The sequence below is a fragment of the Arthrobacter zhangbolii genome (genome assembly GCF_022869865.1).
In the GTDB taxonomy this organism is placed as follows: domain Bacteria; phylum Actinomycetota; class Actinomycetes; order Actinomycetales; family Micrococcaceae; genus Arthrobacter_B; species Arthrobacter_B zhangbolii.
Window position 1 is genome coordinate 3,064,243 of record NZ_CP094984.1, and the last position, 22,748, is coordinate 3,086,990.

A 22,748-nucleotide genomic window follows, 5' to 3' on the forward strand; every position below is an offset into this window, starting at 1 on the left:
CGGGCCGGCTACAGCCAGCCCATCGGATCTTCGTAGTCCCCGTGCCGCAGCACTTCAAAGTGCAGGTGCGGGCCGGTTGAGTTACCGGTGCTGCCTACACCTCCTACCACCGCGCCGGCGTCAAGGTTCTGCCCCACGGAGACATCGATGCTGTTCAGGTGGTTATAGGTGGTCTGCAGCCCGTCACCGTGATCAACCACCACACGCAGTCCCCCGCCGCCGGTGGTGTGCCAGCTGGCCTCGACCACCGTCCCGCCGAGCATGGACTTCACCGGGGTCCCGGTGACCGCACCGAAGTCCGTGCCGGTATGGAACTCGGGGTAACCAGGTGCCAGCGGATTGTCGCGGTAGCCAAACGGGGAAGTAACCACCATGTCATCCACCGGCGCAACCGGGCCCGGCTCGGCAGGCTCGGGGGCCGGAGCGTCATTGACGGGAGGTTCGGCTGCGGGTTCAGGTTCAGTGGCAGGCGCGCCTTCGCCGGCCTCGCGCCCGGCATCGGTGTCCAGTGTGGTCACCATAGCCTGGCGTTCAAGCTTTAGCTCCGGCTCTGCGGTGGCCGCGGTGCCGGCAACCACCCCGGACAGGGCGACGGCGGCGGCCACCCCCAGCGCACCGGTGCGGCGGTTGGGCGTGTCATGATCCTGAAGCCAGGCCCGGGTCCTGCCCCGCAGCGCCTTGGCGCGGACACGCAGCTGCTCGGCATCAGCGGCAAAGTCACGGGGTTTCCGCAGTGCGGCGTGCTCGCCCGGCGGACGCCGCTCCAGCAGGTCGGCAGCCCGGTTCCGGAGGTTTTGAACCGTGCGCAGCATCATCCGGGAGGAAACGGTTTCATATGCTCGTGCGGGTTCCAAAAAGTGCTCGGTCAACAATCACCTCAGTGTGAGTATTGGTCAAGGACTCTTTTGTCCCCGGACTCCTGTGTCGGGGACCGGTGGGAGCCGCCCTAATTCCCGCAGGCGGCACCACTTCCATGGTAGGAAATCCACAATGGCTGTGTCCGCCTTTTGTGGCCAATCCCAAACTCCCGGGTGACCTGCTGCGTTTCCTCCTGTGGCCGCCCTCTCACAGCCTTCCTTTACGCGCCTCCGCAAACAGCAGATACCCGAGATAGGCGCTGCCCAGCGCAGCGGTGAAGATTCCGACCGGCAGCGACGCCGCACCGAATTCAATGTGCTGGACGGCGAAGTCCGAGAGGATCAGCACCAATGCGCCCACCAGCGCCGGAGCCACGACACCGGGAGCAGACGTCCGCAGCAGCCGCAGGGCAATCTGCGGCGCCACCAGTGCCACGAAGGCCACCGGCCCGCAGACGCTGACAGCCGTGGCTGCCAGCACCACGGCCAGAATCACCGCCAGGGTTCGGGTCCGGTCCACCCGGACGCCGAGGGACTCGGCCAGCTCATCCCCCATGGCGACGAGGTTCAGCCGCCTTTGCAGCGCCGCCGCCAGGGGCAGCACCACCAGCAGCGCAAGGCCAATGGTCGCCGCATGGGACCAGGACCGGGAGGCCAGCGACCCGTTGAGGTAGAACGCCAGTGTCTGGGCCTGCTGTTCGCCCAGCGTTGTCATGGCCAGCGAGGTCAGGGCTGAGGCCACGGCTGAGATACCGATGCCTGCCACGATCATCCGTCCGGGCCGGGCGAACCCGCGGCCGGTGCTGAGCCAGACCAGCACCACGGCCAGGCCGCCGCCAAGGATGGCAGCAACGGGAACGGGCACGTATCCGGGCCACAGGGCGGTGGCCGCTGCCCCGGCGGCAGCCCCGCTGGTCAGGCCCACTACTTCCGGGCTGCCCAACGGATTCCGGGTCACCGTCTGGAAGAGTGATCCGGCCACCCCCAGTGCCATGCCGGCGCCAACGGCGGTCAGGAACCGGGGTCCGCGCAGGCGTTCGAGGACAAAGGCAGCACTCCCCTCCGGTGGGGAGACGGCCAGGGCAAACAGTTCCTGCCAGTCCAGGCCCAGCTGGCCGGCGGTGAGCGTAAACGCACCTACCAGGGTAACGGCAGCGGCCAGGAGGATGGAAAGGACCAGGCTGCGCCTGCGGTACCTGAAGCTCAGCTTCCGTCCCCATCGGAGCGTGGATACCGCCGGCGGGTTCCGGACCGGGCTCATGCGACTGCCCGCATCCGGCGCACGGCCAAGATCAGCAGGGGTGCACCCAGCAGAGCGGTCACCACGCCGGTGAGCACTTCGCCGGGCCGGGCGACGAGGCGTCCCAGGACATCGGCGAATAGCAGCAGGGACGGCCCGGCCAGGAGGCTGAGGATCAGCAGCCAGCGGTGGTCCGGACCGGTAAGGCTGCGCACAATGTGCGGCACCGCGAGTCCTACGAAACCTATGGGCCCGACGGCGGCAGTGGCCGAGGCGCACAGCAGCGTGGCCGCCAGGGCGCCGGTGATCTTGGCTGCCTGCGGGCGTACGCCCAGCGAGGCGGCAGCCTGCTCGCCCAGCGCCAGGGCATTCAGGGACCGGCCGGTGGCCAGCGCTGCCACCAGGCCCACCAGGAAGAACGGAAGAATGTCCCGGGCCTGTTCCAAGGTGCGGCCGCTCAGGGAACCCACCGCCCAGAACCGGTAGAGGGAGAAGACGTCCGGGCGGGTAAGGGCGATGGCCTGGATATAGGACATCAGCACTGCGGACATCACGGTTCCGGCCAGCACCAGCCGTACCGGTGAGGAACCGCGCCGGCCCGAGGCCAATCCGTACACCACCAGGACGGTAAGGACTGCGCCGGGCAGGGCAATCCACACGTTGGCGCCGGTGGCTCCCACGCCGAAGAAGGCCATACCGGTGACCACGGCGGCTGCTGCGCCGGCGTTGATGCCCAGGATGCCCGGGTCGGCCAGCGGATTGCGGGTCAGCCCCTGCATGATCACCCCGGCAAGAGCCAGGGCGGCCCCTGCCATGATGCCGAGGACGGTGCGGGGAATCCGGCTGGCAACGACGTCGTCGGCGTAGGAGCTGCCCGTGCCGTTGAGCTCCGCCCAGAGGGAGGCTGCCACTTCGGCGGGTCCCAGCTGGTGGGCACCTACCGCAAGGCTCGTTAGCACTGCTGCTGCCAGCAGTGCTGTTCCGGCAGCGAGCAGCACTGTCCCGCGGGCAGGGCCCACGGGACCGCGCGGGGTAATACGCCCGGCGGCCGGTGCACCTGCACCGGCCGCCGCCGGGTCCGCGGTTTCCGCCGGAACCTGCAAGGGGGTGGAACTAACCGACCTTGGCAACTGCTTCTTCAATCATCGGCTCGAACCGATCAAGGACCCACGGAACACTCAGCGGGGTGAGGAAGCTGGAGGCCATTCCCACCTGGCGGTCCAGGTTGCGAACCACGGAGCCGCGCTCGACGGCGGGAATCTGGGCGAAGAGCCGCTGCTCCTCGGTGCGCTGCTGCTCGGCTTCGTCGTTGTACCAGGTGAACAGCACATCAACGTCGTTGAGCTTTCCTGCGTTCTCCAGGCCGAGTTCCGACGTGAAGCTTCCTTCGGAGGAGGGAATGTCCTTCACCTCCGGTGCCACTGTCATTCCCAGTGCAGTGAGCAGGTCAACCCGTGCGTCACCCTCGTTGTAGAGCACCAGGGATCCCGGGGCGCCGCCGCCCCAGACGTAGGCGAAGCTCTTGCCGGCAAAGTCAGGGTGCTCGGCGGCACTGTCCGCCAGGGACTGTTCGATGCCTGCCACCGCTTCTTTTGCGGCGTCCGGCTCGCCCAGGGCCTTGCCGATCACGGTGATCTGGTCATCCCAGTCAATGTTCCAGGCCTTCTCCGGGTAAGCCACGGTGGGTGCCAGGTCATTGAGGATGTCGAAGTCCTCCTGCGTGATACCGGAGTTCGGGGCCAGGATCAGGTCCGGTTCCAGCGCCACAATGGCATCAATGTCAATGTCGGTGCCGCCGGTGAAGGTGGCCGGAAGGTCATCGCCGCGCTCCTGGATGGCTTCCGTGACCCAGGGGTAGTTCCCGTGTTCATCGTTGCCCCAGCTGACTTCCTCCACGCCCACGGGGGTGGTGCCCAGCGCGACGGCGGTGTCCGCGGAGCCCCAGCCGATGGTTACTACCCGTTCCGGCTTGGCTTCGATGACGGCCTCGCCCAGCGCGGAGTCAACGGTTACCGGGAACTGGCCGGACGCCTGGCCGGAGTCCTCCTGCGCCGTATCCCCGGCTGCGTCGGCACCGCAGCCGCTCAATGCCAGCAGGAGAGCGGGAACCGCCAGCAGAGCGGCGGCTTTCGGGGCACGTTGCATGAATTTTTCCTCTCAGAAGTCCGGCCCGCCGAGCGGCGGGCCGGTAATAAAACACAAAACGGTGGAAGCGGAAGGCGGCACGGAACGGGCGTTCCGCGGACGCGGCTAGGACTCGGCGCGTCCCTTGCGCCAGTAGCCCATAAAGGCCACCTGCTTGCGGTCGATGCCGACATCGCGGACCAGATAGCGGCGCAGTCCGCGGACCACGGCTGCTTCACCGGCAATCCAGGCGTAGAACGGCAGGGCGCCGGAAGGGGTCCCCGGGTTAGGTGAAGCCTGCACTGCGGCCTGGTCCAGTCGCTGCGGGGTTTCCCAAAGGATGGTTTCATCCACGTTGATTTCCTCGGGCTCGGTCAGCGTCCGGGTCCTGAACGGGAGGCCGTCCGCCGTTTCCACCGAGGCCCAGCCGGGCAGCGCCACGGACTGCCGTACAGCGGCGTCCAGCAGTTCCCCGTGCGGGCGGGAGCCGCGGGCCAGCCAGATGATCTGCACCCCGGAGGCGGTGGTAACGGGCTGCCGGTCCGCTGAGGAGGGAATCTCCATCAGGGCGTGGCCGGTGACGTCTGCGGGAAGGGATTCCAGAATGGAGGTAATCGCGGGAACGGCCGTTTCATCACCTGCCAGCAGCACGTGCCGGGCCATGCCGGGACGCCATTCGATGCCGCCATAGGATTCTGCCGTCACGCAGTGGGCACTGTTGGGGCCGATGATGCAGACCCGGTCTCCGGGCTGTGCGGCAGCGGCCCAGCTCGACGCCGGCCCGCCGTTGCCCTCGTCGTCGAAATGGAGCACGAAGTCCACGTCGATCTCCGGTTCCGGTCCCGAGCAGCGGGCGCCGCGCACGGTATAGGTACGCATGCAGCCGCGGGTGGCCGGGTCCAGCCTAAGCCAGTCCTGGTACCAGCCCGCTTCCAGGGTGGAGAGGTCCGGCAACGGCAGGGACGTGCCGTCGTCGTCCACGCAGGGCACAATCACCTTGATCCGCAGATCGTGGGTGTCGCCCTGGACACCGAACTCGGCCAGCCTCTCGCCCGCAAACGTAATCCGCCGGAAGTTGGCGCCCAGCTGCACCGTCCGCTTGACCTCCACGTCAAAGGACATAACGGCACCGGCGGCCTTGGCACGCCTGGGCCGGGCCGGGGTACTGACGGCAGCAGCCGTTGCCCCGTTGGCGGACACGTGGCTCATGATGCTGCCTCCATGGATTCGTTGATGCTTGAACGGTGGTCACCGGGGTTGGGCAGGTATCCCTGCCTGACGTCCGGTTCCGGTTCCGGCACGGTGCTGTGGTGGCGGCCCAGCGGGACCACCATGGGCGTTCCGGAGACCGGATCCGGGATGACCCGGGAAGCCAGGCCGAAAACGTCGCGGACCAGGTCCTCGGTCACGACGTCGGCCGGGGCGCCCTCCGCGGCGATCCGGCCGTTCTTCATGGCCACCAAATGGTCCGCATAGCGGGCGGCCAGGTTCAGGTCATGCAACACAATGGCAACGGTGGTGCCGGAGCGCCGGTTCAGGTCCGTGATCAGGTCCAGCACCTCGATCTGGTGCGTCACGTCCAGGAACGTTGTGGGTTCATCCAGCAGCAGGATGTCCGTTTCCTGTGCCAGTGCCATGGCAATCCAGACCCGCTGGCGCTGGCCGCCGGACAGCTCGTCCACGTTGCGCGACGCCAGCTGGTCGGTCTGTGTGGCGGCCAGGGCGGCGGCGACGGCGGTGTCATCCTCCGGTGTCCACTGCCGGAACCAGCCCTGGTGGGGATAGCGCCCGCGCCCCACCAGGTCCGCCACGGTGATGCCTTCGGGTGCGGTGGGGGTCTGTGGCAGCAGGCCCAGGGTGCGGGCGACCTGACGGCTGGGCAGGCTGTGGATGTCCTTGCCGTTGAGGTAGACGGTACCGCCGGTGGGCTTCAGCAGCCGGGCAAGCCCGCGCAGCAGGGTGGACTTGCCGCAGGCATTGGCCCCCACGATGATGGTGATTTTTCCCGCGGGCAGCTCCAGCGAAAGTGATTCCACCACCTTGCGCTCGTCATACCCGAGCTCCAGTTTCTGTGCGGAAAGCAGGTTCTCCATGTCAGCCTCCTTGGCCTACGCGGTTGGACGTGACCAGCAGCCACAGAAGGAAAGGTGCGCCCAGAGCGCCGGTGACCACGCCTACGGGCAGGGTGACCCCGGGGATGAGGTTGGCGCCGGCAAAATCGGCGGCGAGTACGATGCAGGCGCCCACCAGCCCTGCGGTCAGCAGCGTGGTTTCCCCGCGCATCAGCCGGCGGGCGATGGGTCCGGACAGGAACGCCACAAAGGCCACCGGCCCGGCAGCGGCCGTAGCGACGGCGGCCAGCGCCACGGCCACGATGATCAGTGCCAACCGCGCTGTTTCGACCCGGATACCCAGGCCGGCGGCGGCGTCGTCGCCCAGTTCCAGGCCGCGCAGTCTGCGCGCAAGCAGGGCCGCGGCGGGCAGCAGCACCAGCAGGGAGCCGGCAAGCACTGCTGCACGGTCCCAGCTGCTGTTGTTCAGGGAACCGTTCAGCCAGACCAGTGCCTCGGAGGCGGTACGGATATCGGTGCGGGTCAGCAGGAAGCTGACCAGTGCCTGCATCACGGCGGCGAAGCCGATGCCCACCAGGATCAGCCGATAGCCGGCCACTCCCCCGCGGCGTGCCAGGAGGTAAATGAGCAGGGCCACTGCCAGCGCCCCGACCAGCGCTACGGCGGACACGGTGGTCCCGGCAGCACCGAACAGCACAATGGCGGCAACGGCGCTGGCGCTGGCTCCGTAGCTGATGCCGATCACGTCGGGACTGGCCAGCGGGTTGCGCAGCAGGGTCTGGAAAACGGCTCCGGCAATTCCGAAGCCCACCCCAATAAGGGTGCCGATGACTGCCCGCGGGAGCTTGCTCTCCATCAGGATGTACGTGGCGCCGGGGATCTGCTCGCCGAAGAGGATGCGGAAGAAATCCGGGATGGTGAACGTGTAGGTGCCGAGCAGGACGTAGACCGCGAAGAGGACCAGCACGGCAGCGCCCAGCAGCGACGGGACCAGGACACGGTGCCTGCGGGCCTGCTTGCGGGCGGCGCGGACGGCCTCGGCGGCGCCGGCGGGTGCGGTCCGCACGGCGCGGGTTTCGGCAGCAGTGTTCGTTGCGCCAGCAGTGTTCGTTTCGGCAGCGGTGTTCACAGTTCGGCCAGCTTCCGACGGCGGACCAGCCAGATGAAGACGGGGGCGCCGATGACGGCCGTAGTGATGCCTACCGGGATCTCCCCCGGCGGCAGCAGGACCCGTCCGATGACGTCCGCGATGACAAGCAGGGCGGGGGCGAGGAGCATGGAAAAGGGCAGGATCCAGCGGTAGTCGGGACCGGTGAAGCTGCGCACCACATGGGGAATGACCAGGCCAACGAAGGCAATGGGACCGGCGGCGGCGGTGGCGGCACCGCACAGCAGCACCACGCCCAGGGCAGTGATGCCGCGGCTGAGCCCCACGCGCTGGCCCAGCCCGCGCGCGACGTCGTCGCCCAGGCTCAGCCCGTTGAGGGCACGTCCGGAGAGCAGCGCAATCAGGGCGCCTGCGGCCAGGAAGGGCAGCACGGCGAGGATGGTGTCCCAGTCACGGCCGGAAACGCTGCCCACCCGCCAGAACCGGAAGGTATCCAGCGTCTGCTGGCTGGAGACCAGCACGGCGCTGAGCATGGACATCAGTCCGGCGCTCAGCGCGGCTCCGGCCAGGGCCAGCTTCACCGGGGTGGCGCCCTCGCGTCCAATGCTGGCCACCATGTACACCACGACGGCGGCAAGGGCGGCGCCGGCGAGGGCGAACCAGATGTAACCGGTGAGGTTGGTAATGCCGAAGATGTAGATGCCGAGCACCACGGCAAAGGCCGCTCCGGCATTAACGCCAAGGATGCCGGGATCAGCCAGCGGATTGCGGGCCACGCCCTGCATCGCGGCACCCGCGAGGCCCAGGGCTGCGCCGGTTACCAGGCCCAGGACGGTGCGGGGCACCCGGGACATCACCACGGCGTGGTCGCCGTTGGCGGGGTCGAAGGCGGTGAAGGCGTCCCACACCGTGCCGGGGGCTACCGGGCGGGCGCCGACGGCCACGGATGCGGCGCAGGCCAGCACCAGAACGGCGACCGTGAGAAGCAGCAGCATCATGCGGGTGCCGGGGCGCTTTCGCCCTGCGGGGGCGGGACGTCCCTCTGCTGCCCGGGTCTGCCCGGGTGCGCCGGAGGGAACGCCGGCGGGGCGTGCGGCAACGCTCACGTAGGCACCTCCCCGGGCAGTAGCAATGCGATTTGCTTAAGTAAGGCTAGCCTATGCTCAGGGTGTTTAAGAAACGTTTATGTTGCGTATTAGGACCCGGCGCGGGTTCCTTTTCCGGCCGGGCCCTTCCGCCCGGCCCGCCCTAGTTTCCGCCGGCCCCGTGCCCGGGGGTCACGCGCTCGGATTCACGTACCGGTCCCGGCGCTGTTCCGTTCCCAAACGGCCTTCCGCCAAGGGCCTCCCGGCCGTGTTCCGAAAGCCAGTTGGAGGTATCCGGGCCCTTGGGGATGATGCCGATGGGATTGATGTCCTCGTGCACCACGTAGTAATGCGCCTTGATCTGCTCGAAGTCCACGGTGTCACCGAAGCCGGGGGTCTGGAACAGGTCCCGGGCGTAGCCCCACAGAGCCGGCATTTCGGTGAGCTTGTTCCGGTTGCATTTGAAGTGGCCGTGGTAAACCGGGTCGAAGCGCACCAGCGTGGTGAAGAGCCGGACGTCAGCCTCGGTAATGGTGTCCCCGATGAGGTAGCGCTGCGTTGAGAGCCTGTCCTCCAGCCAGTCCATGGCAGTCCACAGCCGGTCATACGCGGCGTCGTAGGCTTCCTGCGATCCGGCGAACCCGCACCGGTACACGCCGTTGTTCACCTCGGTGAAGATCCGCTTGTTCACCGCCTCCATTTCCTCCATGTGCTCGGCAGGCAGCAGGTCCGGCGCACCCTCGCGGTGGAAGTCCTTCCACTCGGTGGAGAAGTCCAGGGTGATCTGGGGAAAGTTGTTGGTAACCACCGCGCCGGTGGGAACATCCACTATCGCGGGGACGGTAATGCCGCGCTGATAGTCGGGGACGCGCTTGAAAAAGGCTTCCTGCAGGCGTTCGATGCCCAGCACCGGGTCCTTGCCGTCCGGGTCCAGGTCGAAGGTCCAGCTGCGCGCGTCATGGGTGGGGCCGGGCAGCCCCAGGGAAATCGCGTCCTCGAGTCCCAGCAGCCGGCGGACAATGATGGTCCGGTTGGCCCACGGGCAGGCCCGCGCTGCGACCAGCCGGTAGCGGCCGGCTTCCACCGGATAGCCGTCCCGGCCGTCACGGGTGATCCGGGTTTCTATGTAGTTGGTATCCCGGGTGTATTCGGTTCCGCCGGTAACGTAGGCACCCTTGGTGCTGTGGGAAGTCATGGCAATCAGACTACGCGCCCTGCCCCTCCCCTGCAGGCCTCTGCGTCCCTGAGGCTGCCGCAAACCGGAGGCACCGGTAGAGTCGGTTTCAACGCCGGCAGCAGTGCAACGGAAGGACCTTCACCATGCGAGTAGCCGTAATTGGAGCGACCGGGAATGTCGGGACTGCGGTGCTGCGCCGGCTGGCGGATGCCCGCCGGGAACGCGGCGGGGATTTGGAAGTCGTGGGCATTGCCCGCCGCATCCCCGACAAGCAGCAGCCGCCCTACAACGACGTCGAGTGGCACAGCATCGACATTGGCGACCGGGGGAACACGGCCGCCCTGACCGAAGCACTAAACGGTGCCGATGCAGTAATCCACCTGGCCTGGCTGATCCAGCCCAACCGCGACGAGGCCGAGCTGCACCGGGTCAACGTCGGGGGAACGGAAAACGCCCTCGCCGCAGCTGCCTCAGCCGGGGTACGCCAGTTTGTCTGCGCCTCCTCGGTGGGTGCCTACAGTCCCGCCCCCAAGGACCGGCTTACTGACGAGTCCTGGCCGGCCCGCGGCATTGCCAGCTCGCACTACAGCAGGCACAAGGGTGAACAGGAGGCCCTGCTGGACCGGTTTGAAACGGAGTATCCGGAGATTCCCGTGGCCCGCCTGCGGCCCGGGCTGATCTTCTCCTCGGATGCCGGCAGCGAAATCGGCGATTACTTCCTTGGCCGCCTGGTCCCGAAGTTCTTCCTGAACAGGCTTTCACTGCCGCTGATACCGCTGCCCTCCTCCTTTATCTTCCAGGCCGTGCATGCCGACGATATTGCCGATGCGTACTGGCGGGTGGTGGACCGGCGGGCCGAGGGAGCGTTTAACATTGCCGCGGATCCGATCATCACACCGGACCTGCTCGCCGGCGTGCTCGGTGCAAAGCGGATCCTGGACGTGCCGGTGAAGTTCATCCGCGCCGTCGTCGGCCTTACCTGGGCGGCCGGCCTGCAGGCCACCGATCCCGGCTGGGTGGACATGGCGGCCGGAGCGCCAGTGATGGACACTTCACGGGCCCGCGAAGTGCTGGGCTGGGAACCGCGCAGGACCTCGCTGGAATCCCTGCAGTTTGTCCTGAACGGGATGAGCGGGGGCGACGGCGTGGCCGGCTCGCCGCTGCTGGCCCCCCGCAACCGGCAGCGCTAGCCGGCAGCTGCCGGTCCGGGAAGGGTCAGACGGCTTCCCGGATCGCTGCTTCCTCGAGTCCGGCCGGCTCTTCCGGGCCGTCCTGCTCCCCAGCGCCGCCCTGCTCCCCTGCGCCGTCCTGCTCCCCTGCGCCGTCCGCAGCCGATGCCACGGCCAGCCCGAGGTCCTCTTCGAGCAGCTTTGCGTTGACCACCACGGCCAGCCGGTAGGCGTCTCCGGCTGCGGCGACCACCTGGGCCGAGGGGTCGGTGGCATTGCCGACGGCCCACACCCGCTCCTGGCTGGTGCGGCCGAGTTCGTCAGTAACTATGCAGCCGTCCCCATCGAGCTCAAGGTGTTCCGTCAGGCCCGGCTCGAGCTCAGCCTCGGGTTCAAGGAACAGCGCCTCGCAGGGGACCGTACGGCCGTCGGCAAGCACCAGTCCGGCCAGGGCGCCGCCTTCCGTTGCCAGACCGGCAACCTCTCCGCGAAGTGTCCGGATGCCCATTGCGGCAAGCCCGCCCGCGTCCTCCTCCCCCAGCTCAATGTCCCCGGGCAGCACCAGTGTCACGTCCTCGGAGAAGGTACGTACCAGCTGGGCCTGCTGGATGGATGTCCGGGCAGTGCCCAGTACGGCCAGCACCTTGCCCGCCACCTCGTACCCGTGGCAGTAGGGGCACTGCAGCACGTCCACTCCCCAGCGCCCATCAAGACCGTCAACGTCCGGCAGGACGTCGCGCAGCCCGGTGGCCAGAATCAGCTGCCGCCCGCGGAAGCTGCGTCCGTCTGCGGTCCGCACAGCAGCCGGGGGTTCCAGGCCGGTGACGGTTGCGTCCACCAAATCGACGCCGTAGCCGGCCACCTCCGCCCGTGCCAGCTCCAGCAGTTCAGCCGGAGGAACCCCGTCCCGGGTCGGAAAGCCGTGGACGTGGCCGGCCGGCGCGTTGCGCGGGCTGCCCGCATCGATAACCAGCACGCGGCGGAGAGCACGGGCGAGGACCAGCGCGGCGGTGAGGCCCGCCATGCCTCCGCCGATAATAACGACGTCGTACTCTTCGGAGAGGATTTGCGAAGTTGCCATAGGAAATTTTTACCGGACGCGGACGCGATCATCAGCATTCTTAGTAAATTCTTTACACTTTCCTTCATGGGAGAAATTACGCAGGAGAAGCCTGCATCCAAACTCAAGCAGGGCATCACCGGCCCCATGCTGTATCTGTTCATCCTTGGCGACGTTCTCGGCGCAGGCATCTATGCACTGGTGGGAGAGGTCTCGGGCGAAGTGGGGGGCGCCATCTGGGTGCCGCTCGTTGTGGCGCTGGTCCTCGCGCTGCTCACCGCGGCATCCTACGCGGAACTTGTGAGCAAGTATCCGCGCGCCGGAGGCGCGGCTGTTTTTGCCGAACGGGCGTTCAAGGTGCCGGCTATTTCCTTTCTGGTGGGCTTCGCGATGCTGGCCGCCGGAGTCACCAGCGCGGCCGGACTGGCACTGGCTTTCACCGGGGACTATCTGGCGCCCTTCCTGGATGTGCCGGCCGTTCCGGCCGCCATCGTGTTCCTGCTGCTGGTGGCTCTGTTGAACGCCCGCGGCATTTCCGAATCCGTGCGCAGCAATGTCGTGATGACCATCATCGAGGTCTCCGGGCTGGTCCTGGTGATTGTGCTGGTGGGCCTGATGCTGGGCAAGGGCGAGGGCTACACCGAGCAGATCACGCAGTTCCCCGCCGGCGTGAATCCGGGCACCGCCGTCCTGGCCGCTTCGGTGATTGCCTATTACTCATTTGTGGGATTCGAAGTGTCCGCCAATATCGCCGAGGAGGTTCGTGATGTCCGCCGGGTCTACCCGAAGGCCATCTTCGGCGCGATGCTTACCGCGGGCCTGGTCTACGTCCTGATTGGGCTGGCCGCGTCCGTGGCACTGCCCACGGAAGACCTGGCCGGATCCTCCGGGCCGCTCCTTGATGTAGTCAGCGCCACCGGATTCGGTATCCCGGATTGGACCTTCAGCCTGATCGCGCTGGTGGCAGTGGCCAACGGTGCCCTGCTGACCATGATCATGTCCTCCCGCCTGACCTACGGAATGTCCGAGCAGGGGCTCCTGCCCGGTGTGTTCGGCAAGGTCCTGCCCAACCGCAGGACCCCGTGGGTGGCCATCGCCGCCACGACAGTGGTGGCCATGATCCTGACCACCACCGGCGGCCTGGCGTCCCTGGCCGAAACGGTGGTCCTGTTGCTGCTGTTCGTTTTCCTGAGCACCAACATTGCCGTGATTGTGCTGCGCAGGGACAAGGTGGAGGAAAAGCACTTCCGCACCCCCATTGTGGTTCCTTACCTCGCCATCGCCTCCTGCATCCTGCTGCTTACCCAGCAGGACGCCGCCGTCTGGCTGCGGGCCGGGATCCTGATGGCCATCGGCCTGGTGCTGTTCGCCGCCCGCCGGCTGACCAAGGGCAAGACCTTGGGCTCAAAACGCCCCGGAGCCAAGGAAGCCAAGGGGAAGGAATCCGCGGCGCAGCAGTAAGCCCCGCACATCGAGAAGGCACGACTTACCGTTTTCGAGCCGGAAAACGGTAAGTCGTGCCCTCTCGTTTGGCAGACCTGCACTTTGTGCCTTTTCGATTGAGGCCAGGGCCCCCGCACCATGGAAAACGCCCCGGACCGCGTGGTCCGGGGCGTTCCCTATGCGTGGTTACTCATGCAGGTCGTCGTCGTAGTCCTTGCCGGCGTGCTCCTGGCGCAGCTTCCGGCCCTCCGCGATGTCCTCTTCCTCCTGCTCCTGCCGCTTCTCCGTCTGGCGGGTGTCGCGCGGGGGCAGCTGCACGGATTCCTCGGCCTGGATCCCGGCCTGCAGTTCGCGGCCGCGCTCCACCTCTGCGTCGAACTCGGCGCCGAAGAGCAGGGACAGGTTTGCCAGCCAAATCCACAGCAACAGGACAATCACGCCGCCGATGGCTCCGTAGGTAGCGTTGTAGTTGCCGAAGTTGCCGACGTAGAAGCTGAAGCCGAGGGTGGCCACGGCCAGGATCAACAGTGCGATCAGCGACCCCATGCTCATCCAGCGGAACTTGGGCTGCTTCACGTTCGGCGTGGCGTAGTAAAGGATGGCGATGATCAGCACGGCGAAAAGCACCATGACCGGCCACTTGGCAATGTTCCAGACGGTCACGGCCTGGCTCCCCAGTCCGATCACGTTGCCGATCGCTTCGGCGATCGGCCCGCTGATCACCAGCATCAGCAGCAGCGCGGCTGCCAGCAGGATCATGACCAGGGTGACCAGCAGCTGCGTGGGAAGCAGCTTCCAGATGGGCCGGCCCTCGTCGATTTCGTAGATGCGGTTCATGGACCGGCCGAACGCCTTCACATAGCCGGAGGCGGACCACAGGGCACCGAGAATACCGACAATCAGGGCGAGCCCGGCACCGCTGGATGAGGTCAGCTGCTCAATCGGGCCCTGGATCACCTTCACGGCATCCTCCGGGGCGAACTGCCGCAGCAGGTCCAGCATCGCGTTGGTGGTGGCTTCGGCCTGCCCCACCAGGCCCAGGATGGACACCATGGCCAGCAGGGCCGGGAAGATCGCCAGGACCGTGTAGTACGTCAGGGCCGCGGCCAGGTCGGTGCACTGATCCTTGGAGAATTCCCTGATGGTCTTCTTCAGGGTGTATTTCCAAGTGGGCTTGGAGACCTCGGTGGGATTGTCCGGTTTGCTCGCATGGTCCGGACTGGGAGCTGTCTCGGCCTTGCTTTTGCTGTCCTGCGCCACTACGGCCTCCTGCGGGAATCGGTGTTCAGCTTCCCATCGTATTAGTAAGCGTCCTTAGCACCAACAAGGTACCCGCAACGGGAAGCCGGCTACCGGGCAGTGCCCAGGCCGTAATAGTCCATCAGGACCGCTTCCTCTTCGGGGCTCAGCGGGTTTTCCGGATTTGCGCCGGGGGAATCGGAAATCTGGTCCTTGGAGTAGTTCACGAAGATGTCCTGCCCGTCACGCCGGGCCGCAGCCAGGGGCACGTAGTGTTCGCCGGTGTCGAAGAGCCCCAGATCCACGGTGATCCACACCGGCTGGCCGGTGCCACGGTCCAGATGAACTTCCCCCACCAGACCCAGCCGCTCGCCGTCGTTGGCCCAGACGTTGGATCCCTGGATCTGGTGGAGCACAAAAGCGTCCGTCATAACCCCTCCCTTCCCGCGCCCGGCGGGGATGCCGGGCTATCCCATTGGCGCGCGCGGCACCGGCCGGTGTCAACAGCGGGAGGGTTCCACCGGTCCCCGACGGCGGAAATCGGGATTAGCGCCGGGCGTCCTCCCCCGCGTTCTCCTCACGCTCGGCGAACACTTCCTCGCCGGGGCCGGAGAAGACCTGCCGGCGTTCCACGGCGTCGATACTGCCGGTGAAGAGCTGCGAATCGCTGGTGTCCGAACTGCGCGGCAGCGGGGCCTTCCGGGGAGCTGCAGCGGTTTCCGGTGCAGGGTTGCTGACTTCCTCCCACCGCTGGCGGGGCAGTGCATCCGGATGCCGCTCCTGCAGATAGGTCACCATGGTTTCCCGGATCAGGCAGCGCAGGTCAAACAGGGTGCCGCTGTCTGCAGCGCTGACCAGGATACGCACGCGCACCACGCCGTTCACTGCCTCTGTCACCTGCAGCACGCTGGTGCGCCCGTCCCACAGCTCGGTGCCGGCCAGGGTCTCCTTCAGCTTGGCCCGCAGATCACCCACGGGCACCCGCCAGTCCAGGTCCAGCTCCACGGTCCCCAGGATGGCCGACTGGCGGCGGGTCCAGTTCTGGAAGGGTGTGGTGGTGAAGTAGGTCGAGGGCAGGATCAGCCGGCGGTCATCCCAGATATGCACCACCACATAGGTCATGGTGATTTCCTCGATAGTGCCCCACTCGCCCTCCACCACCACGACGTCGTCGGCGCGGATGGCGTCGGTGAAGGCCAGTTGCAGTCCGGCGAAGACATTGCTCAGGGTGCCCTGCACGGCGAGGCCGGCCACAATGGAGAGCAGGCCGGCGGAGGCGAGGATACCGGCGCCAAGTGCGCGGACCTCCGGAATGGTCAGCAGCACAAAGGCCACGGCAATGGTGATCAGCACGGCAATGCCGATCCGCCGGCCCAGGATCACCTGGGTTTTCAGGCGCCGCAACCGGCGATTATCCCGGGTGTCCGTGCTGTATTTGGTGAGGATCATGGCCTCGATGATCAGCAGCATCACGACGCCGAACCAGGCCACGGCACCGATCAGCCCCACCACCAGCAGGTAGTCCAGGGTGGGCAGCCAGGAGGCACCCGGAGCCGTGGCTCCGAGAGCAATCCGGATGCCGATCAGGCTCAGCACCAGCCGCAGCGGATTGCGCGCGCGGACGGAAACATCCCGAATGCCGGGCACCTTCCGGAATGCCTTGTTGGCTGCCACACGGGCGGCAAAGGCAATGATCAGGGAGATACCTACCGCCACGAGTACGGCGAAGAGCGGTTTCAGTCGAACAGCAAGCTCAAGCAGGTCTTCCATGCAATCGATGATTGCAAACCCCGGTGGGGGGCTGTCCAATCCGCTGTTCATTGCCGGCTGAAAACAAACGGACGCCCCGGGAGGTCCCCGGGGCATCCGTTACTTCTGCGGCTGTGTTTCTACTTGGCGTTGTCCGCGGCAGTGGCGGCGTCTGCGATCATCGGCACCACGTTGTCCAGGGCGTAAGGGATACTCAGGACGTTGATGGCCGAGGTGGAGAAGACGCGGGTTGCATCGGCATCAGCCACCAGGCTTCCCTTTTTGGCAGCGGGGATCTGGCTGAGCAGCGGATCCGAGGCGATGCTGTCCGCCACCTCTTCGCTGGCGACCCAGCTGACAAAGATGTCGGAGTCCAGCTGGTTCAGGTTCTCGTCGGACCAGGGGATGTAGAACTCATCGCCCTTGCTGTTTTCGGCCACCACCGGAGCCTGGGTCAGGCCCAGCGATTCCATGAACCGCGGCCGGTTATCGAGTGCGGTGTAGACGCCGTTCTCGGCGCCCGGAGCCAGGTTGCCGTAGATGAAGGTTTTCCCTTCGAGCTGCGGGTACTCGGCGGCCTTGTCGGTGATGCTCTTTTCAGTCTCGGCGACCAGTTCGTCCGCCTTGTCGCTCAGTCCCAGCGCCTGGCCAGTCATCCGGGCGGTGTCCTGCCAGGAGGTGCCCCAGGCAGCGTCCGGGTAGGCGACCACGGGAGCAATCTTGGCCAGCTTGTCGTAGTCCTCCTGGGAGAGCCCGGAGTACGCGGCGAGGATGACATCGGGGTTGGTTGCGGCAACGTCGTCGAAGGCGATGCCGTCAGCCTCGGAGTACTGCGCCGGGGCATTGTCCGAGCCGATCGGCGCGTCCAGTTCTTCCAGCGCCTCGTCGATCCAGGGTGTGGTTCCCTGCTCATTGCCGCCGAACTCGATCAGCGGCATGCCCACCGGAACCACGCCGAGGGCCAGGGCTGTTTCAGCGTTGGCCCAGGACACAGCGGCTACCCGCTCCGGCGCCTCTTCAATGACGGTCTCACCGAAGGCATGTTCAATGGTGACGGGGAACTGATCGGCGGCGGCAGCGCTGCCGGTCGATTCGTTTTCCCCGGAGGCACCCGTGGAGCAGGCGGAGAGGGAGAGGACGGCGACGGCGGCCGCGGCAGCGGCGCGGCGCATCCGGGACAGGGCCATAGGGGGCTCCTTGTAATGAGAATTCACTGTTAACGGACGAAGCGGATCCACTCAGGCGTGGACCCAAAAGTAAGGTTAGCCTAGGTTGAGCCCAATTACGCAACGCTAACGTTGCGTAATGTGCCACGCACCCGAATGAGTCCCGATTCAGGGCCTCGCGCGGGCCATCCGCCGCAGGTCCGCTCCCGCATCCGCCAGTGCCGCAGGATCGACAGCTCGCCCCGACTCGATCAGCCTCCGGGCCGCACGGACGCTGGTTCCGGCGTCGACGGCGGCCACTCCGGCCAGCGTCCCGTCATCGGCCACACGGAACGTCATAAAACCGGGGCCGGGTGCCCCGCGCAATATTGTCCGGCCCGGCACTGAAAGGCTGCCTGCCACTTCAAGGTGCACGCCGTAACGGTCGGACCAGAACCAGTCCGCGCCGGGGGCGGGCGGTGCGTCTGCAAGGATTCCGGCCGCCGCTGCCTCGCCGGTCCGCCTGGCGGCATCCCAGTGCTCGAAGTGCCGTCCGGACAGGCTGCCGCCACCCCTCAGGCGTGCCGAGTCGCCGGCGGCGAAGACCCGGGGATGCGAAGTGCGGCCTGCCCGGTCCACCAGAATGCCGCCGTCCACCTCCAACCCGGCGTCCTCGGCAAGTGCGGTGACCGGCTCACCACCCACGGCCACAAGCACCGCTGTCGCCGTCAGCCTGCGGCCGTCTTCCAGATCCACCGAAAGGGCACGGCCATCCGCCGCGATTCCCACTGCCCGGCCCCGGACATAGCCGGTGCCGTGCGCTGCGTGCAGACCGTGCAGGTATCCAGCCATCTCCGGCCCCACCGCCCGCTCAAAGGGGAGCTCCGCCGGGTCCACCAGTGTCACTTCGGCCCCCAGACCGCGCGCCGTCGCAGCGGTTTCGGCACCGATCAGCCCCGCTCCGAGGATAACCAGCCGGGCCTCCGGCCCCATCAGTGCACGCAATTGCCCGGCATCCCCTGCAGTGCGCAGCGTCAGGACGCCGGGAAGGTCCATGCCTGGCAGTGGCAGGCGGCGGGCACGCGCTCCGGTGGCCAGCAGCACCACGTCGGCCGCCTGCTCCTGGCCCGAGGAAAGTGTCAGGACAGATTCAGCGCTTCCGGGATTAAGCTTGCAGACGCTCTCCGCGAGCAGTTCAACGCCGTTGTCTGCATACCACCGCGCCGGCGCCAGCTGCAGCCGTTCCCGGTCCAGGCTGCCGGCGAGGAAGGCCTTGCTCAGCGGCGGGCGGTCGTATGGCAGTCCGTCCGGATCCACCAGTTGGAGCGTGCCGGCATACCCTCGGCGGCGAAGCTCACGGACCGCACTGAATCCGGCTATGCCGCCGCCTACCACCGCCACCGAGGCGGGGCCTGCCGCCTCGCTCAAGCGTCCTGCGGCGTCTCGTTGGGGTACAGCCATACTTGGTCTTCGCGCACTTCCACGCGGTGCGCCTTGGCATTCACCATCGCCGGCAGGCACAGTGCTTCACCGGTGCGCAGGCAGAACCGTGCCGAGTGGATGGGGCACTCCACCTCGTCGCCTTCGATCCAGCCTTCGGCCAGAGAGGCTTCTTCGTGCGTGCAGGTGTCGTTCAGGGCGTAGAAGCGGCCGTTGTCGCTGTGGAACACTGCAATGTCATCAGCGGTGCCGGCCTTTTCGGCATCCACCACCAGGGCCTCGCCCTCGCTTATTTCATCGACATCGGCAACGCGGATACCCTCGCTCATGCCATTTCCTTCCCCGGCGCCATGCCACTAACGTGTTGTGCTGCTCTTACCTCAACACGTTACCCCGGTCCGGCCTGCTCCCCGGCGGGGACCGTCGGGGAGGATCCGTTCCCGACGCTTTCCGGCCGCAGTACCATGGCTTCCTGCGTTGTGGCCCCGGGCTCAAGGCTTCGAATCAGCGTGATCAGCTCCGCCCTCAGTTCCGGACCGATCCCGACGGTGGAATTATCCTGTTCGAGGTTCTCCGCGTCGGCCAGCAGCTTCTGCCCGCGCTCGGAGATGGCCATCAACCGGCCGCTTTTCCCCGCAGCGATGGCCACCTCTTCCACGAGGCCCTGCCCCGCCATACTCACCAGCGCCGTCCCCAGTGTCTGCGCCGTGACGCGCAGACGCCGGGCCAGCTCCGCCCGGCGCATGGGCCCGTCCACCAGCAGGACCCGCAGAACGGTGACCCGCTCCTGCGTCAGGCCCACGGCCCGCAGCTTGTTGTCCACTTGGCGCCTTACCAGCCGTGCGGCGGTTGAGAGCAGCCGCACGGGTTCCCAGTCCCCCTCGTTCTGCATCATCCTGCTTCCCTGATACGTCGTCGGTAAGCGATCCAGCTCGTCTGAAACAATCAGCGTGCTTACTATTTCAACGTGACCAGGGGTGTGCTTGTCAAGCCGGGTGGGGGTTACCGGGCCGCCCACTCGCGGAAGGCGCGCACGGCATCCCCGCCGCCTTCAATGCTCACATTCGCCGCTGCACGCCGGCCCATGGCATGAAGCGCCAGCTCCACCACGTCGGCAGAAACCAGCACCGAGGGCGACCCGGCCTTGACCCGGCGCCGCCCGAACCCGGGCAGGGCAAGCTCAACGCCGACCGGGCTGCTGCGATAGCCCATCCGGGCCATCATGCCCAGCTGCTTCCACAGCGCCTGCTGCTGCCCGGCCGGCAGCTGGCGTGCGGCGGCCGCCCCTGCCCCGCGCCGGATGTCCTCGTGATGGATGACGTATTCCACCAGGTTGGCTGCGTCTGTCCGGAAAGGTGACAACCGGCCCGGCCCCGCAGCGAACCTGTCCACCAGCGCTGCGTAGCCCTGCGGGGTGCCGGCGGCATTGGCCTCGGCCCCCAGGTTTTTCTCCTGTCCGGGTTTGGGCCGGCGGGCCACGTCGGCGGCAATCCGCCACGGAGCATGTTCCCGGAGCACCAGATGCGCCAGCAGCCTGCGAACGTCCCACCCTTCACACAGGGTTGGCGCGAAGGGGTCCGTCTCCCGCAGCGTCCGGACCAATTGCGCGCGTTCCGTTTCCACCCATGCCATGACTGTCTCCTTCGGATTGGTCTGCCGGGATACTCGCATCCGTTCCAGCGGATTTCCACGGCAATACGGTCTGCGCCCCACATTAGCCGCGAACCCCCTTTACCCTTACCTACCGCGGCGTAGCATGGTCCCCACAGCGAGCCGAGGCTGCGAGCACGGTGCGGCCCTGAACGAGGAGAAATCCCATGAGTGCCACCGATATCCAGGATGCCCAGGACGCCGGCCGAAACGGCAGTGCCCGCAAAATCAAGGACCGTGTCGTCACCGAGCAGGATGCACGCAATGCCACCGAAGCGGCCCGGGACACCGGTGAATCCCGGCCGAGTTTTGCCAAGGGCATTTATCTCGGCAACTACAACCTGGACCTGATCCGGTCCCTGCCCGACGCCGACCCGGACGAGGAAGCCCGCGCCGAGCTGTTTCTGGAAGCGCTCACCGAATACTGCCGGACCCTGGACGGCCGGCTGATCGAGCGCACGGGCGTCATTCCCGACGAGTACCTGCGCGGTCTGGCAGACCTGGGCGTTTTCGGCATCAAGATCCCCCGGCGCTACGGCGGACTCGGCCTGTCGCTGCTGCACTACGGCCGGGCACTGATGATCCTCGGCACGGTACACCCCAGCATGGGCGCACTGGTCTCCGCGCACCAATCCATCGGCGTGCCGGAACCGGTGAAGGTCTTCGGCAATGACGCGCAGAAAGAGGAGTACCTGCCCCGCTGCGCCGCCGGAGCGGTAACCGCCTTCCTGCTCACCGAGCCCGACGTCGGCTCCGACCCGGCACGGCTGCGGACCACGGCCATCCCGTCGGAGGACGGCAGCGAGTACATCATTGACGGCGTGAAGCTGTGGACCACCAACGGCGTGATCGCAGAACTGGTGGTGGTAATGGCCGCCGTCCCGCCGCACGGCGGGAACAAGGGCGGCATCAGCGCATTTGTCGTCGAGATGTCCTCCCCCGGGATCACCGTGGAAAACCGCAACAACTTCATGGGGCTGCGCGGCATTGAGAACGGGGTTACCCGCTTCACCAATGTGCGTGTCCCGGCGGCAAACCGGTTGGGCCGGGAGGGACAGGGGCTGAAGATCGCCCTCACCACGCTGAACACCGGCAGGCTGTCGATCCCTGCCATGTGCGCGGCGGCGGGCAAGTGGTCGCTGAAGATTGCCCGCGGCTGGGCCGGGGCACGTGAACAGTGGGGCCGGCCCATCGGCCGGCACGAGGCCGTTGCCAAGAAGCTCGCCTACATCGCGTCGACCAGCTTCGCCCTCGAAGCGGTCTTCGAACTCTCCGCCGAGCTGGCGGACGCCGGCACCAAGGACATTCGGATCGAAGCGGCCCTCGCCAAGCTCTGGGCCAGCGAGATGGCCTACAACATTGCCGATGAGCTGGTTCAGGTGCGCGGCGGCCGGGGGTTCGAGACGGCCGATTCCCTTGCAGCCCGGGGCGAGCGCGCCGTCCCGGCGGAACAGCAGCTGCGGGACCTGCGCATCAACCGGGTTTTCGAAGGGTCAACGGAAATCATGCACCTGTTCATCGCCCGCGAAGCGGTGGATGCCCACCTCACGGCCGCCGGGGATCTGGCGGTGGCCGACGCACCGCTGAGCGCCAAGGGCCGTGCCGCCGTAAAGGCCAGCGGCTTCTACGGCAAGTGGCTGCCCACGCTGGCCGTAGGAAAGGGCAGCGTGCCGACGTCGTACGCCGAGTTCGGTATCCTCGGCAAGCACCTGCGCTACGCCGAACGGGCCTCGCGCCGGCTCGCCCGGTCAACGTTCTACGGGATGGCCCGCTGGCAGGCGGGGCTGGAGCAGCACCAGGTGTTTTTGGGACGGATAGTGGACATCGGTGCGGAGATTTTCGCGATTTCCGCCTCCTGTGTCCGGGCCTTGGCTATCCGCCGGGAGGATCCGGCGGAGGGCCAGGGTGCCTTCGAGCTCGCGGATACATTCAGTGCCGAGTCCCGGGTGCGCATCGAATCGCTCTTTGACGAACTGTGGCGGAATTCGGACGACGCCGACCGGCAGCTCGCCAAGGGCGTCCTCGCCGGACGGTACACCTGGCTCGAGAAGGGTGTGCTTGACGCTTCCGAGGGCACCGGACCGTGGATCTCCGAAACGGCGCTCGGATCCGAGCCCAAGGAGAACCTGCACCGCTGGTACCGCTAAACCGCCGGTACCGCTGAGGTTCTGCCTGAGGTTCTGCCGGGTG

The 22,748-nt window shown here is 66.9% G+C and carries 21 protein-coding genes; 3 read left to right on the forward strand and 18 right to left on the reverse strand.

All coding sequences use genetic code 11. The features are described from left to right. Positions 1-8 precede the first annotated feature (8 nt). The 9 genes from MUK71_RS14265 to MUK71_RS14305 form a co-directional block, all read right to left on the reverse strand. The gene (locus MUK71_RS14265; protein WP_227928499.1) at positions 9-869 is read right to left on the reverse strand and encodes a M23 family metallopeptidase; all 861 of its coding nucleotides are present in this window, start codon (positions 867-869) and stop codon (positions 9-11) included. Positions 870-1,065: 196 nt separating this feature from the next. After that, complete coding sequence (locus tag MUK71_RS14270; RefSeq protein ID WP_227928498.1) at positions 1,066-2,118, reverse strand: FecCD family ABC transporter permease; 1,053 nt, start codon at positions 2,116-2,118, stop codon at positions 1,066-1,068. Then, complete coding sequence (locus MUK71_RS14275) at positions 2,115-3,200, reverse strand: FecCD family ABC transporter permease (protein ID WP_227928496.1); 1,086 nt, start codon at positions 3,198-3,200, stop codon at positions 2,115-2,117. Before MUK71_RS14275 ends, MUK71_RS14270 begins: the two co-directional genes overlap by 4 nt. A 10-nt stretch (positions 3,201-3,210) precedes the next feature. Next, positions 3,211-4,242, reverse strand: a complete 1,032-nt coding sequence (locus MUK71_RS14280) for an iron-siderophore ABC transporter substrate-binding protein (protein WP_227928494.1) — start codon at positions 4,240-4,242, stop codon at positions 3,211-3,213. A gap of 105 nt (positions 4,243-4,347) precedes the next feature. Beyond that, a complete protein-coding gene (locus MUK71_RS14285) occupies positions 4,348-5,430 on the reverse strand; it encodes a siderophore-interacting protein (protein ID WP_423723635.1) in 1,083 nt (360 codons plus the stop codon). Continuing rightward, a complete protein-coding gene (locus tag MUK71_RS14290; protein ID WP_227928493.1) occupies positions 5,427-6,314 on the reverse strand; it encodes an ABC transporter ATP-binding protein in 888 nt (295 codons plus the stop codon). The genes MUK71_RS14285 and MUK71_RS14290 overlap by 4 nt, the downstream gene beginning before the upstream one ends. 1 nt (position 6,315) lies before the next feature. After that, positions 6,316-7,359: a FecCD family ABC transporter permease gene (locus tag MUK71_RS14295; RefSeq protein WP_423724604.1), complete on the reverse strand. Its 1,044-nt coding sequence runs from the start codon at positions 7,357-7,359 to the stop codon at positions 6,316-6,318. Between the two features lie 59 nt (positions 7,360-7,418). Then, on the reverse strand, positions 7,419-8,507 hold the full coding sequence (locus tag MUK71_RS14300) for a FecCD family ABC transporter permease (protein WP_432418049.1): 1,089 nt from the start codon (positions 8,505-8,507) through the stop codon (positions 7,419-7,421). Positions 8,508-8,649: 142 nt separating this feature from the next. Beyond that, complete coding sequence (locus MUK71_RS14305) at positions 8,650-9,681, reverse strand: glutathione S-transferase family protein (RefSeq protein WP_227928492.1); 1,032 nt, start codon at positions 9,679-9,681, stop codon at positions 8,650-8,652. Between the two features lie 125 nt (positions 9,682-9,806). Here MUK71_RS14305 and MUK71_RS14310 point away from each other — a divergent pair, with 125 nt between their 5' ends. Further along, positions 9,807-10,853, forward strand: coding sequence for an NAD-dependent epimerase/dehydratase family protein (locus MUK71_RS14310; protein WP_227902712.1), 1,047 nt, complete (start codon positions 9,807-9,809; stop codon positions 10,851-10,853). 25 nt (positions 10,854-10,878) lie between these two features. On the opposite strand, the gene MUK71_RS14315 is transcribed toward MUK71_RS14310, so the two are convergent. Continuing rightward, positions 10,879-11,913, reverse strand: coding sequence for an NAD(P)/FAD-dependent oxidoreductase (locus MUK71_RS14315; protein ID WP_227928490.1), 1,035 nt, complete (start codon positions 11,911-11,913; stop codon positions 10,879-10,881). A gap of 66 nt (positions 11,914-11,979) precedes the next feature. On the opposite strand from MUK71_RS14315, the gene MUK71_RS14320 reads away from it, so the two are divergent. Beyond that, complete coding sequence (locus MUK71_RS14320) at positions 11,980-13,353, forward strand: APC family permease (RefSeq protein WP_227928489.1); 1,374 nt, start codon at positions 11,980-11,982, stop codon at positions 13,351-13,353. Between the two features lie 168 nt (positions 13,354-13,521). Here the strand turns inward: MUK71_RS14320 and MUK71_RS14325 are convergent, their stop codons facing one another. The 8 genes from MUK71_RS14325 to MUK71_RS14360 all read right to left on the reverse strand — a co-directional run bounded on the left by MUK71_RS14325 (position 13,522) and on the right by MUK71_RS14360 (position 20,540). After that, the gene (locus MUK71_RS14325) at positions 13,522-14,595 is read right to left on the reverse strand and encodes a YihY/virulence factor BrkB family protein (RefSeq protein WP_227928488.1); all 1,074 of its coding nucleotides are present in this window, start codon (positions 14,593-14,595) and stop codon (positions 13,522-13,524) included. A gap of 89 nt (positions 14,596-14,684) precedes the next feature. Continuing rightward, the gene (locus MUK71_RS14330) at positions 14,685-15,005 is read right to left on the reverse strand and encodes a PRC-barrel domain-containing protein (protein WP_227928485.1); all 321 of its coding nucleotides are present in this window, start codon (positions 15,003-15,005) and stop codon (positions 14,685-14,687) included. Between the two features lie 115 nt (positions 15,006-15,120). Beyond that, positions 15,121-16,344 carry a mechanosensitive ion channel family protein gene (locus tag MUK71_RS14335; protein ID WP_227928483.1) on the reverse strand — a complete coding sequence of 408 codons (1,224 nt, stop codon included), beginning with the start codon at positions 16,342-16,344 and terminating at the stop codon, positions 15,121-15,123. 119 nt (positions 16,345-16,463) lie between these two features. Beyond that, positions 16,464-17,510: an iron-siderophore ABC transporter substrate-binding protein gene (locus MUK71_RS14340; protein ID WP_227928482.1), complete on the reverse strand. Its 1,047-nt coding sequence runs from the start codon at positions 17,508-17,510 to the stop codon at positions 16,464-16,466. A 147-nt stretch (positions 17,511-17,657) separates the two neighbouring features. Further along, a complete protein-coding gene (locus tag MUK71_RS14345; protein WP_227928480.1) occupies positions 17,658-18,896 on the reverse strand; it encodes an NAD(P)/FAD-dependent oxidoreductase in 1,239 nt (412 codons plus the stop codon). After that, positions 18,893-19,237 carry a bifunctional 3-phenylpropionate/cinnamic acid dioxygenase ferredoxin subunit gene (locus MUK71_RS14350; protein ID WP_227902724.1) on the reverse strand — a complete coding sequence of 115 codons (345 nt, stop codon included), beginning with the start codon at positions 19,235-19,237 and terminating at the stop codon, positions 18,893-18,895. Before MUK71_RS14350 ends, MUK71_RS14345 begins: the two co-directional genes overlap by 4 nt. 59 nt (positions 19,238-19,296) lie before the next feature. Continuing rightward, positions 19,297-19,803: a MarR family winged helix-turn-helix transcriptional regulator gene (locus MUK71_RS14355; protein WP_227928479.1), complete on the reverse strand. Its 507-nt coding sequence runs from the start codon at positions 19,801-19,803 to the stop codon at positions 19,297-19,299. Positions 19,804-19,910: 107 nt separating this feature from the next. After that, the gene (locus MUK71_RS14360) at positions 19,911-20,540 is read right to left on the reverse strand and encodes a TIGR03085 family metal-binding protein (RefSeq protein ID WP_227928478.1); all 630 of its coding nucleotides are present in this window, start codon (positions 20,538-20,540) and stop codon (positions 19,911-19,913) included. Positions 20,541-20,725: 185 nt separating this feature from the next. Here MUK71_RS14360 and MUK71_RS14365 point away from each other — a divergent pair, with 185 nt between their 5' ends. After that, the gene (locus tag MUK71_RS14365; RefSeq protein ID WP_227928477.1) at positions 20,726-22,705 is read left to right on the forward strand and encodes an acyl-CoA dehydrogenase family protein; all 1,980 of its coding nucleotides are present in this window, start codon (positions 20,726-20,728) and stop codon (positions 22,703-22,705) included. Positions 22,706-22,748 lie beyond the last annotated feature (43 nt).